Genomic DNA, 13,462 nt, shown 5'->3' on the forward strand with positions numbered 1-13,462 from the left:
CGAGATGGGAGGGAGCATGGCCGTCGACCTGAGCGGCTCCATAGATTGCGACGTTCATCCGGCTGCGCCGGACATGAAGCAGTTGCTCCCCTATCTCGACGAGTTCTGGCGCGACATGATGGTGTCCCGCGGCACGGATGGTCTCGACCTCCGGAGCTATCCGCCGAACTCGCCTTTGAGTGTCCGGCCGGACTGGCGCATCGAAGGCGGCAAGGCGGGCAGCAGCATCGAGCGCTTGCGCACCGATGTGCTGGACCGCTTTCATGTCGACCACGCAATCCTGAACTGCCTCTATGGCGCGCCCGCACTCTATAACGCTGATCTCGGTGCAGTCCTGTCGCGTGCCGCAAATGACTGGCTGGCGAAGGAATGGCTCGACCGAGATCCTCGTCTGCGCGCCTCGATCATCCTGCCGACGCACAATCCTCTTTTCGCCGCCGAGGAGATCGAGCGCCGTGCCTCCGACAGGAGGTTCGTTCAGGCGCTGATGTTCGTACAGGAGCAGATGCCCCTGGGCCGGAGGCATTATTGGCCAATTTATGAAGCAGCTGAGAAGCATGGTCTGCCCATCGGCATCCACGCCGGCAGCCTCTATCGGAATCCAACCACCTCGCTGGGCTGGCCTTCCTATGTCGTCGAGGAATATGTCGGTCAGGCCACCGCCTTCCAGCACCAGTTGCTCAACCTGTTGGTGGAGGGCGTGTTCACCAAATTCCCTGATCTCAAGATCGTCCTCATCGAATCCGGCTTTACCTGGCTGCCGCATTTTATGTGGCGAGCCACGAAGACCTGGATCGCCCTGCGAACGGAAATCCCTTGGGTCGACCGTTCGCCCTCCGAGATCATCCGCGAGAATGTGCGCCTCACGATTCAGCCGACCGACGCACCACCCGAACCTGGCCAGCTTGCGCGCATCTGCGATCAGCTCGGCTCAGATGACATGCTGCTGTTTTCGACCGATTATCCGCACTGGCACTTCGAGGGGGACGAGGTCCTGTCGGAAGGCATACCGGAGCGGCTGCACCAGAAGATTATAAGGGACAATGCTGTCGCAACCTATCCACGGCTGAAGGAGCTTGTCGTATGAACATTCACAATCCGGCCGTCCGTTCCGCAAAGACGGACCTGAAGGTCATCGATTGCGACATTCACCCCACCCTGGCATCGCCCAGGACCCTGGATCCCTATCTGCCGCAGCGCTGGCGTGACCATTTTGCGACCTATGGCCAGTTTCTGCGCGAGCCCTTCCTCGGCAGTTCCACCTACCCCAAGGCGACCCCGGCCCTCGCCCGCCTCGATTCTTGGCCGCCGACGGGAGGCCTGCCTGGCTCTGATCTCGCCTTCATGCGCGAACAGCATCTCGATCCCAATGGCGTCGAATACGGCATCCTGCAGTTCCTGGGCCCGAACGGCCAGGACCAACGCAATACGGAGTTTGGCGTGGCCTTGTGCCAGGCGGCCAATGATTGGCAGCTGGCGGAGTGGACGGAACCCGAGCCGCGCCTCAAGGCGTCCATCATGATCCCCTGCGAGGATCCCCAGGCCGCTGCCGCCGAAATCCGGCGCCGCGCCAAGAATAAGGATTTCGTGCAGATCCTGATGACCTCGCGGACGCGTGAGCCCTTGGGTCAGCGCAAATACTGGCCGATCTACGAAGCTGCGGCAGAGGAATCCATGCCGGTGGCGATTCATGTCGGCGGTGTCAGCGGCTATCCGACGACGCCGGGCGGCTGGCAATCCTTCTATTTCGAAGATCATTACAACCATTCCATCGGCATGCAGGCGCTGATGGCGAGCTTCGTGTTCGAGGGGGTGTTCGAGACCTTTCCAGAGCTGAAGCTGATCTCCGTCGAAGCGGGCTTCGGCTGGGTTCCGGCCTTCAAGTGGCGGTTGGACAAGCATTGGGAGCGGCTCCGCAGCGAGGTGCCGCACCTCAAGAGCAAGCCGTCGGAATACATGGAGCGCCAGGTCTGGTTCACCACCCAGCCCGTCGAGGAGCCCGAGCAGCGGGCCCAGATGATGGACGTCCTGAACTGGGTCGGTTTCGACCGCCTCCTGTTCTCAACGGATTATCCCCACTGGGATTTTGACGATCCCCGCTTTGCCTTCAAATCCACCCTCTCGGAGGAGCAGAAGCGCATGGTCTACCTCGATAATGCGCGCCACGTTTTTGGTCTTCCTCAATGACGCGCCATGTGGTGTTTCGGACCGACGAGATTCCGGACGGCGAACAGCGCCTGGCGGTCGTCGAAGGGCGGACCATCTGCGTCTTCAACCAGGGCGGGGAGTTTTTCGCACTCCTCGACCGCTGTCCTCATGAGGGGGGGAGCCTCTGTCGTGGCGCCCGAATTGGCCTTGTCCAGTCGAAAGAGCCCGGCATCTACGAATATTCACGCCGCGGCGAGATGGTGAAATGCCCCTGGCACGCATGGGAGTTTGACATCCGCACGGGCCAGTCCTGGGTCGATCCGAAGCGGATCCGGGTCAAGACCTATGAGGCCAATGTCGAGGCCGGTGAGGACCTCGTCAAGGGTCCCTATGTGGCCGAGACGTTCCAGGTCTCGGTCGAGACCGACTACGTCGTCATCGAGCTGTAATCGAGTTCAGTCGCCTCCAGGCATGGCGGTCTGGGAGCGCCCGCGCCGCTGCATGGCTCACTCTCCTTCTTCGCTTTTGGTATGTCTCCAATGCTGGCGCAACAACTCCTGAACGGTCTGGTCATGGGGGCGGTCTACGGACTGTTCGCCCTCGGCTTCAATCTGATCTTCGGCGTCCATGGCATCTTGAACCTGGCCTATGGCGCGATCCTGATGGTCGGAGCTTTTGCCGGACTCGTGACCGTACTCAATGGCTTCCCTCTGTGGTCCGCCTTCATCATTGCCGCCATTGCCGCGGGCATCGTCTCCGTCGTCATCGACCTGGTGGCATTCCGACCCTTGCGGCGCAGCAATGAGATCGAATTTGCCGCGATCATCTCCAGTATCGGCGCCGACATGGTGCTCACCACATTGGCGCAGCGCCTGTCCAACACCCAGGTCTTCCGCTTTCCCTACGGCACCTTTCCCGATTTCGCTTTGACCTTTCTCGGCCTCAGGATCACGGGCCTGCAGATCACCATCGTGGCGACCGTCGCCATCATGGCTGCAGGGATCGCGATCTATCTCTATGGCACCTCCTTCGGGCGCCAGGTCCGTGCGGTTGCCGAAAGCGAGCGCGCGGCGTCTCTGCTCGGTGTCAACGCAAACAGCGTCTATCTCCAGACCTTCTTCATCTCCGGCGCCATGGCCGGCGTCGCGGGCGTCCTGGTGGGGCTTGCCTTCAACACCGTCCAGTTCTTGATGGGCGAACCCTATCTGCTGCGGGGCTTCGTCGTGCTCATCATCGGCGGATTGGGCAGCCTCAAGGGCGCTTTGGCAGCAGGCTTCCTGCTCGGCCTGATCCAGGCGCTCTGCACGGCCTATCTCCCCGCCGGCCTCAGTGATCCCGTCATATACGCTCTGCTCTTCCTCATCATTCTTGTCCGTCCCAGCGGCATTTTCGGCAGCGCTGTGAAGGACGTGCGGGCGGTGCGTCAATGACCGGGATCTTCGCCCCCTATTTTCCCATTCTGGACCTCGTTCTGATCCATTGCGGGCTCGCGCTCAGCCAATACATCGTGCTTCGCGCCGGGGTGTTCTCCGTGGCGACGGCCGGCTTCACCTCCATGGGCGCCTATGCGGCGGCCCTGCTCGCCCGCGATGCCGAGATGGGGGTCGCCTTGGCGCTGCTGGCGGCACTTGTCGTCGGCCTCGTGACGGCGATCATCTTGGCCCTGCCTCTAGCCCGGGTTCGCGGCGTCTATCAGGCGATCGCCACCTTGGCCTTCGTCCAGATCGTCCTGTCATTGATGTATTATGCGGAGGACGTGACCGGTGGTCCTCTTGGCCTGAACGCTATCCCGAAGACCGTCGGGACGGTCCATATCTTCGTGGCCGTTTGCGCCTGCCTCTACGTCATCATCGCGATTGGTCGCAGCCGCCTGGGCTCGGCCCTTGACGCGATCCGGCAGGATGAAATCGTCGCGGCCTCCTTGGGCGTCTCGGTACCACCCCTGCATCTCCTCGCCTTCGCCCTCAGCGGCGCGATCGCCGGTCTCTTCGGCGGCCTCATTGCCCTCCACACCTACAGCATCGAGCCCGCCCAATTCGGTTTCCCGCTCCTCGTCTCCATCCTGGCCATGGTGGTCCTCGGCGGGCGACGGTCGGTCTGGGGCCCAATCGTCGGGGCTCTCATCCTCACCATTCTGCCGGAACTGGCGCGTCCCCTGGCGGAAAACCGCGCCCTGATCCACGGCATATTGCTGGTGGTCATCATCGTCTTCCTGCCGCGCGGCATCGTCGACAGCCTGTCGGCCCGGTTTAAGAAGAACCCCTCTCGCTTGGAGCCTGATCGCGATGTCGCTGCGACTTGACGCCGTCTCGAAGAGCTTCGGCGGTCTCCTCGCCGTCTCGGACCTCAGCCTTGAGGTGCGGCCTGGGACTGTGACTGGCCTGATCGGCCCGAACGGGGCGGGCAAGACCACGGTCGTGAATCTCATCTCCGGGATCCTGGCCCCCACTGTCGGGACGATCTCCTTTGAGGATCGTGACATCACCACCTATTCGCCGACCGATGTCGCGCTGACCGGCATCGTTCGCACCTTTCAAAATGTGCGGCTCCTGCTCGACGCGACCGTGCTGGAGAACGTTGCCCTGGGGCTCTATCGCCACGGTACGGCCTCTTGGCTGTCCGCCCTTCTCGGCCTCCCGAGTGCCACGCGGGAAAAGCGCGCCATGCGTGACGAGGCCCGGGAACTGCTCGGCTCATTCGGCCTGGGGGCCTATCCTGATGCCCTGGTGGGCAGCCTCTCCTACGGTCATCAACGCCGCGTCGAGATCGCCCGTGCCTTGGCAGCCCGCCCTAAGCTGCTCCTGCTGGATGAGCCCGTCGCCGGCATGAACGACGTGGAAGCCGGCGAGCTTGGGGACATCTTCGTCGATCTTGCCGCCAAGGGCATGGCCGTCCTGCTGGTGGAGCACAACATGCGCCTGGTCACGGCCGTCTGCCGCGATGTCTACGTCTTGGATACGGGTCGTCTCATCGCCTCGGGCACGCCCGAAGCAGCCCTCAGATCGCCCGCGGTCCAGCAAGCCTATCTCGGAGCCTAGCCGATGCTCACCGTCGAAGATCTCACCATCTCCTATGGCGGCGTTCACGCGGTGCGCAATGCTTCCCTCGAGGTGCGTCAGGGGGAGATGGTCGCGCTGATCGGCTCTAACGGCGCGGGGAAATCCTCCCTCCTCAACGGCTTGAGCGGCATCGTCCGCCCCCGCTCGGGATCGGTCCGCATGGAGGGCCAGACCCTTTCGGGTCAGGCGGCCTATCGCATTGCTCGCCTCGGCCTCATTCAAGTTCCTGAGGGCCGTCATGTCCTCGGGTCCCAGACCGTGACGGAGAATCTTCTGCTCGGCCGTCTCGCCCTCGGTGATCGCCAGCCGCAGCAGGATCTTCCGCAGGTTTTCAAGCTGTTTCCCATTCTCAAGGAGCGTGCCGGCCAGCGCGCCGGCTCCCTCAGCGGCGGCCAGCAGCAGATGCTGGCCATCGGCCGCGCCCTCATGGGATCGCCCAAGGTCCTGCTCCTCGACGAACCCAGCCTCGGCCTTGCCCCGATCATCATTGCCCAGGTCTTCGAGGCCCTGCGCGCCTTGAACCAAGCGGGCCTCACCATCCTCGTTGTTGAGCAGAATGCCCGCCGCGCGCTCACCGTCTCCAAGCGCGCCTACATCCTCGAACGCGGCCGCATCGCCTATCACGGCGACAGCACCGATCTTCTCCACGACCAAAGGGTGACGGAATCCTATTTGGGCGTGATTGCCTGAACTGCCACGAAACGAAAAACATCGGAGGGAACAATGAAGAAGAGTTTGAGACTGCTGCTCCTGGGTCTTGCAGGTGCGGTTCTTTCTGCCGGCCCCGTCCTGTCGGCGGAAATCCCGATCGGCTTGATGCATGCCCTGACCGGCAATGTCGGCTTTGTCGGCACCACCATGGCCAACGGCGCCATTCTCGGAGCCGAGGAGATCAACAAGAACAAGGTTCTTGGCGACGACACGATTAAGCTGATCGTCGAGGATACGGCCAGCGATCGCAACCAGGCCATGAACCTGGTGACGAAGCTTGCCACCGCCGACAAGGCGCTCATGATCGTCGGCCCCACCTCAAGCATCGAATCCCTGGCCTCGGCCCCCGTCGCCAATGAGCAGGGCATCCCCCTCTACACGTTGGCGCTCTCCTCGGACATCTTCAAATCCGGCCCATGGGCCTTCAAGGGTCTCGTCGGCACCAGCGCCTATATGAAGCCCGTCGGCGAGTATATCGTCGGCACTCTCAAGCCGAAGCGCGTGGCGATCATCTTCGACCGCCAGAACGACTCGACCGTCACTCAGAAGAAGTTCCTCAAGGAAGACCTGGAGAAGAACGGCATCGAGATCGTGTCCGAAAACGGCATATTGGGCACGGATACCGATTTCTCCGTCATCGCCACCCAGGTCGTCGGCGAGAAGCCTGATGCAGTCTTCGTCGCCGCCCAGGCCCATGTCGGCGCAAATGTTCTGGCCCAGTTGCGTCAGGCCGGACTGCCGAAGGAAACCCAGCTCATCGGCTCCATGAACATGGCCGCACCGACCCTGATCAAGCTCGGCGGCGATGCCGTTGAAGGCACCCTGCTCGTCGGAGATTTCGCCCCGGATGGCTCGACCAATCAGGAGAGCAAGGATTTCGTCGCTGCCTACACGGCCCGCTTCGGGACCGCTCCCGACAATTTCGCCGCGGGCGGCTACGCGCAGATGAAGGTGGTGGGGACCATCCTGAAGGAACTTGGCCCGAACCCCACGCGTGAGCAGGTTCGCGACAAGCTGACATCGGCTGTCAAGAATGTTCCCGTGGTGCTGGGAACCGGAAGCTACAGCATCGGCGAGGGCCGTCAGGTCGAATACACCCCGGTCCTGCTGAAGGTCGAGGGCGGCAAGTTCGTCGGTGTGAAATAGACCTGATCCGTGAACTGCTCTGGCTCCCTGCCGACGGCGGGGAGCCAGGTCGATTTCAGCGTTCGACCGCTTCGACGAGCTCGGAAATGAATGGCGCCTGCACGTCCGCATTCACCTTGCAGTCGAGCAAGATCGGCTCGTTCCAATCCGCAATTTGCGTACTGAGCCGCTCCAGATCCTCCAGGCTGCGGATCGTGGCGCTCTGAAATCCCAATGTTTCCGCCAAAGGTCCGAAGTCGATATCGGCGAAGACTGAGGTCGCCTCAGGCAGGTTGCGCTGTCGGCAGAATTGCAGCTCTGCGCCGTAGGCACAGTCATTGACCACGACGATGACCAGCGGAATGCCGTTGCGTGCCACCGTCTCGAGCTCGGACAGGCTCATCAACAGGCCGCCATCGCCGATGACGAGGATATTCGTCTCCTCCGGCCGTCCGATGGCAAATCCAAGCGCGGTTCCGAACCCTGCTCCCATGGAGGCAAAATCGCTGCTCACCTTGAGATGGCCTGGCCCGTCGACCGACAGATAGCCCGCCACCATGAGGAAGTTTCCGGCGTCATAGATCAGATTCCGCTTCTGCGGCAGCAGCCTGTTGAGGGCCACCGCCAGCGACCGTGGATCCAGGGTACGATTTGTGTTAGCGGGCTGAAAATCTCCTTCGATGTCGAAGGTCGCGATCTCGCGGAGCACCGTCTCGTTGTGGAAGGGCCTGTCGCGCTCGGGCCCTCGTTCCACCTGAGCCCCCATCCGCTCTGCCACCTCCCTCACGTCCCCCACCACGGCGACATCGGCCGGGTGCCATCGCCCGATATTGCGCCGGGAATGATCAACTTGGATGAGAGGAACTTCGGGCAAGGCCTTGCCTTTGCTCGTCGTATAGAAGTTCAGGCTTGCGCCGAAGACGAGCACGCAATCGGCTTGCTCGATGTATTTCCGGCCGAGGGAATGGGAGAATGAGCCGCAAACGCCGAGATTGAGGCGATGCCCCCGAAACAGGTCTTTGCCCTTGAAGGTGGTAGCCAGCAGGGCGCCGGTCGTTTCCGCCAACCGCTCCAGGGCCTCCCGCGCACCGGCGCGATGGGCGCCCTGCCCCGCCAGGATGAGCGGCCGCCGGCTGGTCGCAAGCAGCGCCATGGCGGCTGCAAGTCCAGCCTCTCGCACCTTCGGCGTGCTCGCGGCAACGGCGAGGGCGGGTGCTTCCGCCTCAGCAGCGTCGATCTGCGCGTTCTGCACGCTTGCCGGAATATGCAGGGTAACCGCGGCGCCCTTCAATGCGGCGGTGATCGCCGAAGCGAGTGTCGCCCGCGCCGTATGCGTGCTGGTGACGGAGAATGTCTGGAGGCCCGCCGCCGCCATGACGGCGGTGGCATTATAGGCCTTGTAGTCCGGGCCGATGCCGTTCGGGTCGGCATCAGGCTCGCCATCGCCCATGATGATCAGCACCGGTGAACCGCTGCGCGCCGCGACCATGATGCCATGCATGCCATTTGCTGCCGCGGGCCCGCGCCCGATCACCGCGATTCCGAGCCGACCTGTCGCTGCCGCATATCCTTCCGCCGCCAGCACGGCATTGGTCTCGTGCCGCGCCGAGCAGAGCCGGACACCGATGGCGTCCAGAGCCACGAAGAGCCCGATCGTATCGTCGCTCATCAGGCCGAAACATGTATCGGTCCCCAGGCGGGCGATGTCCTCGGCCAGCACCTGGTAGACCGGCGTCTGCATGGTGGTCATCTGATCTCCTGCTGGCGTTTCTGTTCATCTGAAGACCGGGCCGACGGACGTCGCCCAGGTGTTAATCAAAGCGACCAAGCGCTAGGAAGCTGCACAATTCTGATGTCGGCTTGAATGGGTGATCCGGCCCCCCTGTCAGCACTCGGACTTATTTCGTCCCCACGATGCTGGCTGCGAAGTCGCGGGAGATGTCGTTGATATCCATCCGCTCGGGCCGATACCATTCTCCGGCCCAGTTCAACGCACCGAGCAGCAGCAACCGTACCGAATCCGGCGAAATCGAGGGATCGATCAGCTTCGCGTCGTAGAGTTCCTGGACCAGGCCCTCCCATAGCGTCTCATAACGCCGCCTCTCCACCCGACAGCCGCTGCGCACCGCCTGGGGAAGAAAGGCGAAGGCGCGGATGCTGGCGGAGGTATAGTTGCTATGCTCCAGCGACGACAGCAGATGGCCCTTGATCGCCGCCTCGAGCCGCTGGCGCGGTGTCGCATCCTTCGGCAGGCTGTCCAGGGCCTTGGCCACAGCATTATAGACGACGAGCACGCCTTCGTTCACCACCGCCTCTACGATAGCATCTTTCGAAGGGAAGTGATGATAGATGCTGCCGCCCTTGATCCCCACCTCCGTGGCGATGGCGCGCGTCGTGGTCGCCTCGTAGCCCTTGAGCCGCAACAGCAGCGCGGCGGCATTCAGGATCTGCCGTCGGACACCGATCGCTTCGATCTCGTTGTCCTTGACCTGCCCCCCATCATACGCCGCGATGGCCTGCTCTTGCTCCATGTCCTCATCCTACAACATGCGCGGCATCCGCGAGAAGCCCCCAGGATGCATCCGTCGGCCTCGTCCGCCGCATCAGCAGTCGCGCCGAGCCGGTCTGGGCGATGGTCCCGTCCTGATTGATGAGGGTGATCGCAAGCTCCACGATCCCCCGCTCGGGATCTCGGACGGCGCGCTTTCCGGACACTTCGATCAGGGCGTGGATCGTATCGCCGGACCGAACGGGCGCTTTGAAGTCCCATGTGACCCCGAGCAGCGCCACCACCGTTCCATCGATGAGGTCAAGACGCGCCGCCAGTCCGAAGGCAACGCCGATGCCGAGGGGCCCATGCGCGATCCGTCCACCGAAGTCGGTGTTCGCCGCAAACTCCTCGTCCGTGTGAACCGGATTATAATCGCCCGTCAGGCCGGCGAAAGTCCCGACATCGGCTTCCGTGATGGTCCGACCTGGCGTCAAGTATCGCTGGCCAATCTCGAATTCTCCGAACACGCGTCCCATGAAAACCTTTCCACTATGAGCCGGCAAGCAAGGCCGCTGATGAGTAAGTCACGACCTTTGCCGTCAGGCCTGGGCCTCGTCCCGCAGATCCTTTCTGCGGATCTTGCCGGTCACCGTCATCGGCAGGCTCTCTCGGAACTCGATCTGTCTCGGATATTCATGCGCCGACAGCCGCGCCTTGACGAAGGCCTGGACGTCCGCATGAACCGCCGCATCGATGGCGATACCCTCCCGCGCCACGATGAAGGCTTTCACGACCTCCCCGCGCACCGGGTCGGGAACGCCCACCACGGCCACCATGGCCACGGCCGGATGTGCCATCAGACACTCCTCGATCTCGGTTGGCCCGATGCGATAGCCGCTGGAAATGATGACGTCGTCATTGCGGGCGTGAAACCAGAAATAGCCGTCTTCATCACGGCTGCCGGTATCGCCCGTCAGCAGCCAGCCATTGCGGAACTTGTCCTCTGTCGCTTCGGGCTTGTTCCAGTAGCGCAGGAAGAACACGGGGTCCGGCGCCTTGATCGCGATGGTGCCCGTAGCACCTGGCGGCAGGGGATGGCCGTCACCATCGACGACCTCCACCACATGGCCGGGCATTGCCCTCCCCATGGAGCCTTTCTTGAGCTCCATGATGGATGCGCAATTGCCGATCGTCAGATTGGCCTCGGTCTGGCCGTAGAATTCGTTCATCGTCAGCCCGAAGCTTTCGCGGCCCCACTCCAGCATCTCGTCGCCGAGCCGCTCGCCGCCGCTTGCCACACTGCGCATCTTGTAGCCGAAGCGCTCCTGCGGCCGGCTGACCTGGCGCATCATCTTGAGTGCGGTCGGCGGCATGAAAGAATTGCGCACGCCGTGGCGGGCGAGCAAGGCGAAGGCCTCCTCGGGGTCGAATTTCTGCAGCCGCTTGGCGACCACCGGCACGCCGTGGAACAGCGACGGCAACAGCACATCCATCAATCCCCCGGCCCAGGCCCAGTCTGCCGGTGTCCACATCCGGTCGCCGGGCTGGGGAAAGAAGTCATGGGGGAATTCGACCCCGGGCATGTGCCCGAGCAAAACGCGGTGGCCGTAAAGCGTGCCCTTGGGATTGCCGGTCGTGCCCGACGTATAGACCATGATCGCCGGATCGTCCGAAGCTGTGTCCACGCGCGTATGATCAGCTGAGGCGCGTTCGAGCAGCGCTGTCCACTCCAGCACGCTTCCCTCATGGCGGTCCTCGATGGCGATCAGCACGGGCGGCGCCTCCAGCGCGCCCACGATATCGAGGAGCTTCTCGATCCCCGAGCTGTTGGACACGACGGCTTTGGCGCCGCTGTCCTTAAGCCGGTAGTCCAGTGCTTCCGGACCGAACAATGTGAACAGAGGCAGTGCAATTGCGCCAATCCGGTAAGCAGCCAGATGCGTAATGATGGCCTCCGGGCATTGCGGCAGCAGGATCCCCACTCGGTCGCCCCGCACGACCCCATGCGCCGACAGCGCGTTGGCGAGCCGCTTCGACTGCTCCTGCAGATAGGCGAAGCTCAACTCCCTGGCGCCATCCCCAGCCTCGAAGATGATGGCCGTCCCGCCCGCCGCCGCATGGCGGTCGCAGATCGCCTCGGCGATGTTGAACCTGTCTGGCACGGCCCAGCGGAAGCCGGCACAGACCTCCTCATATGTCCTCCCCGACAACGTCATTCGATTTCCCTTGTATCGCTCCCTAGCGCTTGGTAGGTCTAAAGCATTCTTTGGCTGCCGGCAAGTCGGGCACCCAATCGGGTCGTCACGGAAACAAGAGATCGGGAAAATGCCTGTGTTGGACACGAGGGTCCGGACCGATCCGGGCTTTGAACAGAACACGTCTGCCTATGACACCCTTTTGCAGCTTCTGCGCGATCGCCACCGTCATGTTCTCATGGGCGGCGGCGAGAAATTTCGCGATCGTCACCGCCAGCGGGGCAAGATCCCGGTGCGTGAACGCATCGACCATCTTGTGGATCCGCTCTCGCCTTTTCTGGAACTGTCGCCTCTGGCCGCTTGGGAACTCTACGGCAATGAGGTGCCCTCCGCCGGCATCGTGACCGGCATCGGTGTCGTCGCCGGCACGCCCTGCATGATCATCGCCAATGATGCAACGGTTAAGGGCGGCTCGTTCTTCCACGAAACCGTCAAGAAGCACCTGCGCGCCCAGGAGATCGCCCTCGAAAACCGTCTTCCCTGCATCTATCTGGTGGATTGCGGCGGTGCCTTTCTCCCCGAGCAGGACCGCGTCTTTCCGGACCGCGACCATTTCGGAGGCACCTTCTTCCAGCAATGCCGCATGTCCGCCGCCGGCCTGCCGCAGCTTTCAGCCGTCTTCGGCGGCTGCACGGCGGGCGGCGCCTATATTCCCGCCTTGTCGGACGAGGTGGTGATGGTCCGCGGCAGCGGCCGCATTCATCTCGGTGGCCCACCCATCGTCAAGGCCGCCATCAACGAGATCGTCGATGGTGAAACCCTCGGCGGTGCCGAGATGCATTCCACCGTCTCCGGCGTCTCCGATTACATCGCCGGGACGGAGCTGGAGGCGATTGGCAAGCTGCGCGACATCGTCGCCGCCCTCAATTGGCCGCAGCAGCATCGGACGACGGCGCGCGAGACCCGTGAACCGCTTCACGATCCGGCTGAGCTGGGTGGCATCGTCGGCACCGATCTTAAACAGCCCTTCGACGTCCGCGAAGTCATAGCTCGCATGGTCGATGGCAGCGAGTTCCAGGAGTTCAAACCCGCCTATGGCGCCACTCTCGTTTGCGGCTTTGCCTGGATCCACGGCGAGCCCGTGGGCATCCTCGCCAATAATGGCGTGCTTTTCTCCGAATCCGCGGTGAAAGGCGCCCATTTCATCGAGCTCTGCGATCAGCGCCGCATCCCGCTCCTCTTCCTCCAGAACATTACCGGTTTCATGGTGGGCACCGAGGCCGAGCGCGGGGGGATTGCCAAGCATTCGGCAAAGTTGGTCTACGCGGTGGCGAATGCCCGCGTCCCCCGTTACACGGTCATCATCGGCGGCTCCTACGGCGCCGGCAATTACGGCATGTGCGGCCGCGGTTTCCAGCCCCGCTTTCTCTTCGCCTGGCCGAATGCCAGGATCGCCACCATGAGCGCCGACGTCGCCGCCGCGGTGGTCACCGACCTCCGCCGCGCCAGCCTCAGTCGCGGTGCCGCCGACGAGGCCGAGATCGCGCGCGTCCATGAGGCGACGCGCACCCAATTCGATGAGCAGAGCACGCCCTATTATGCCACGGCTCGGCTGTGGGATGACGGCATCATCGAACCCGCCCAGACCCGCGACGTTCTCGGGCTCTGTCTTGCACTGGCCGCTCGCGAGATCGATCTGCCGGACCACCGCCCCGTCTATCGGATGTAGACCC

The 13,462-nt window shown here is 63.0% G+C and carries 13 protein-coding genes; 9 read left to right on the plus strand and 4 right to left on the minus strand.

Annotation, left to right across the window (positions count from 1 at the left end; genetic code table 11):
- The first annotated feature begins 16 nt into the window (after window positions 1-16).
- The 8 genes from FKM97_RS15165 to FKM97_RS15200 all read left to right on the plus strand — a co-directional run bounded on the left by FKM97_RS15165 (window position 17) and on the right by FKM97_RS15200 (window position 7,064).
- Window positions 17-1,087 carry an amidohydrolase family protein gene (locus FKM97_RS15165; protein ID WP_144293269.1) on the plus strand — a complete coding sequence of 357 codons (1,071 nt, stop codon included), beginning with the start codon at window positions 17-19 and terminating at the stop codon, window positions 1,085-1,087.
- Window positions 1,084-2,187 (plus strand): amidohydrolase family protein, encoded by a 1,104-nt coding sequence (locus tag FKM97_RS15170; protein WP_144293270.1) that lies wholly within the window; start codon window positions 1,084-1,086, stop codon window positions 2,185-2,187. Before FKM97_RS15165 ends, FKM97_RS15170 begins: the two co-directional genes overlap by 4 nt.
- On the plus strand, window positions 2,184-2,597 hold the full coding sequence (locus FKM97_RS15175; RefSeq protein ID WP_144293271.1) for a Rieske (2Fe-2S) protein: 414 nt from the start codon (window positions 2,184-2,186) through the stop codon (window positions 2,595-2,597). The genes FKM97_RS15170 and FKM97_RS15175 overlap by 4 nt, the downstream gene beginning before the upstream one ends.
- Window positions 2,598-2,687: 90 nt before the next feature.
- Window positions 2,688-3,578, plus strand: coding sequence for a branched-chain amino acid ABC transporter permease (locus FKM97_RS15180; RefSeq protein ID WP_144293272.1), 891 nt, complete (start codon window positions 2,688-2,690; stop codon window positions 3,576-3,578).
- Complete coding sequence (locus tag FKM97_RS15185) at window positions 3,575-4,450, plus strand: branched-chain amino acid ABC transporter permease (protein ID WP_144293273.1); 876 nt, start codon at window positions 3,575-3,577, stop codon at window positions 4,448-4,450. Before FKM97_RS15180 ends, FKM97_RS15185 begins: the two co-directional genes overlap by 4 nt.
- Window positions 4,434-5,186, plus strand: a complete 753-nt coding sequence (locus tag FKM97_RS15190; protein ID WP_144293274.1) for an ABC transporter ATP-binding protein — start codon at window positions 4,434-4,436, stop codon at window positions 5,184-5,186. Before FKM97_RS15185 ends, FKM97_RS15190 begins: the two co-directional genes overlap by 17 nt.
- A 3-nt stretch (window positions 5,187-5,189) precedes the next feature.
- Window positions 5,190-5,897 carry an ABC transporter ATP-binding protein gene (locus FKM97_RS15195; RefSeq protein WP_144293275.1) on the plus strand — a complete coding sequence of 236 codons (708 nt, stop codon included), beginning with the start codon at window positions 5,190-5,192 and terminating at the stop codon, window positions 5,895-5,897.
- A gap of 33 nt (window positions 5,898-5,930) precedes the next feature.
- Window positions 5,931-7,064 (plus strand): ABC transporter substrate-binding protein, encoded by a 1,134-nt coding sequence (locus FKM97_RS15200; RefSeq protein ID WP_144293276.1) that lies wholly within the window; start codon window positions 5,931-5,933, stop codon window positions 7,062-7,064.
- Window positions 7,065-7,119: 55 nt separating this feature from the next.
- Here FKM97_RS15200 and FKM97_RS15205 read toward each other — a convergent pair whose 3' ends face one another.
- The 4 genes from FKM97_RS15205 to FKM97_RS15220 form a co-directional block, all read right to left on the minus strand.
- The gene (locus tag FKM97_RS15205) at window positions 7,120-8,793 is read right to left on the minus strand and encodes a thiamine pyrophosphate-binding protein (RefSeq protein WP_144293277.1); all 1,674 of its coding nucleotides are present in this window, start codon (window positions 8,791-8,793) and stop codon (window positions 7,120-7,122) included.
- Between the two features lie 148 nt (window positions 8,794-8,941).
- A complete protein-coding gene (locus FKM97_RS15210) occupies window positions 8,942-9,574 on the minus strand; it encodes a TetR/AcrR family transcriptional regulator (RefSeq protein WP_144293278.1) in 633 nt (210 codons plus the stop codon).
- A 4-nt stretch (window positions 9,575-9,578) separates the two neighbouring features.
- The gene (locus FKM97_RS15215) at window positions 9,579-10,070 is read right to left on the minus strand and encodes a MaoC/PaaZ C-terminal domain-containing protein (RefSeq protein WP_144293279.1); all 492 of its coding nucleotides are present in this window, start codon (window positions 10,068-10,070) and stop codon (window positions 9,579-9,581) included.
- A gap of 63 nt (window positions 10,071-10,133) precedes the next feature.
- Entirely contained in the window at window positions 10,134-11,750 is a 1,617-nt protein-coding gene (locus FKM97_RS15220; protein WP_144293280.1) for an AMP-binding protein, read from the minus strand.
- Between the two features lie 109 nt (window positions 11,751-11,859).
- On the opposite strand from FKM97_RS15220, the gene FKM97_RS15225 reads away from it, so the two are divergent.
- Window positions 11,860-13,458 (plus strand): carboxyl transferase domain-containing protein, encoded by a 1,599-nt coding sequence (locus FKM97_RS15225; RefSeq protein WP_144293281.1) that lies wholly within the window; start codon window positions 11,860-11,862, stop codon window positions 13,456-13,458.
- The last annotated feature ends 4 nt before the right edge of the window (window positions 13,459-13,462 follow it).

Origin of the sequence: Rhodoligotrophos appendicifer, assembly GCF_007474605.1 — a bacterium.
Lineage (GTDB): Bacteria > Pseudomonadota > Alphaproteobacteria > Rhizobiales > Im1 > Rhodoligotrophos > Rhodoligotrophos appendicifer.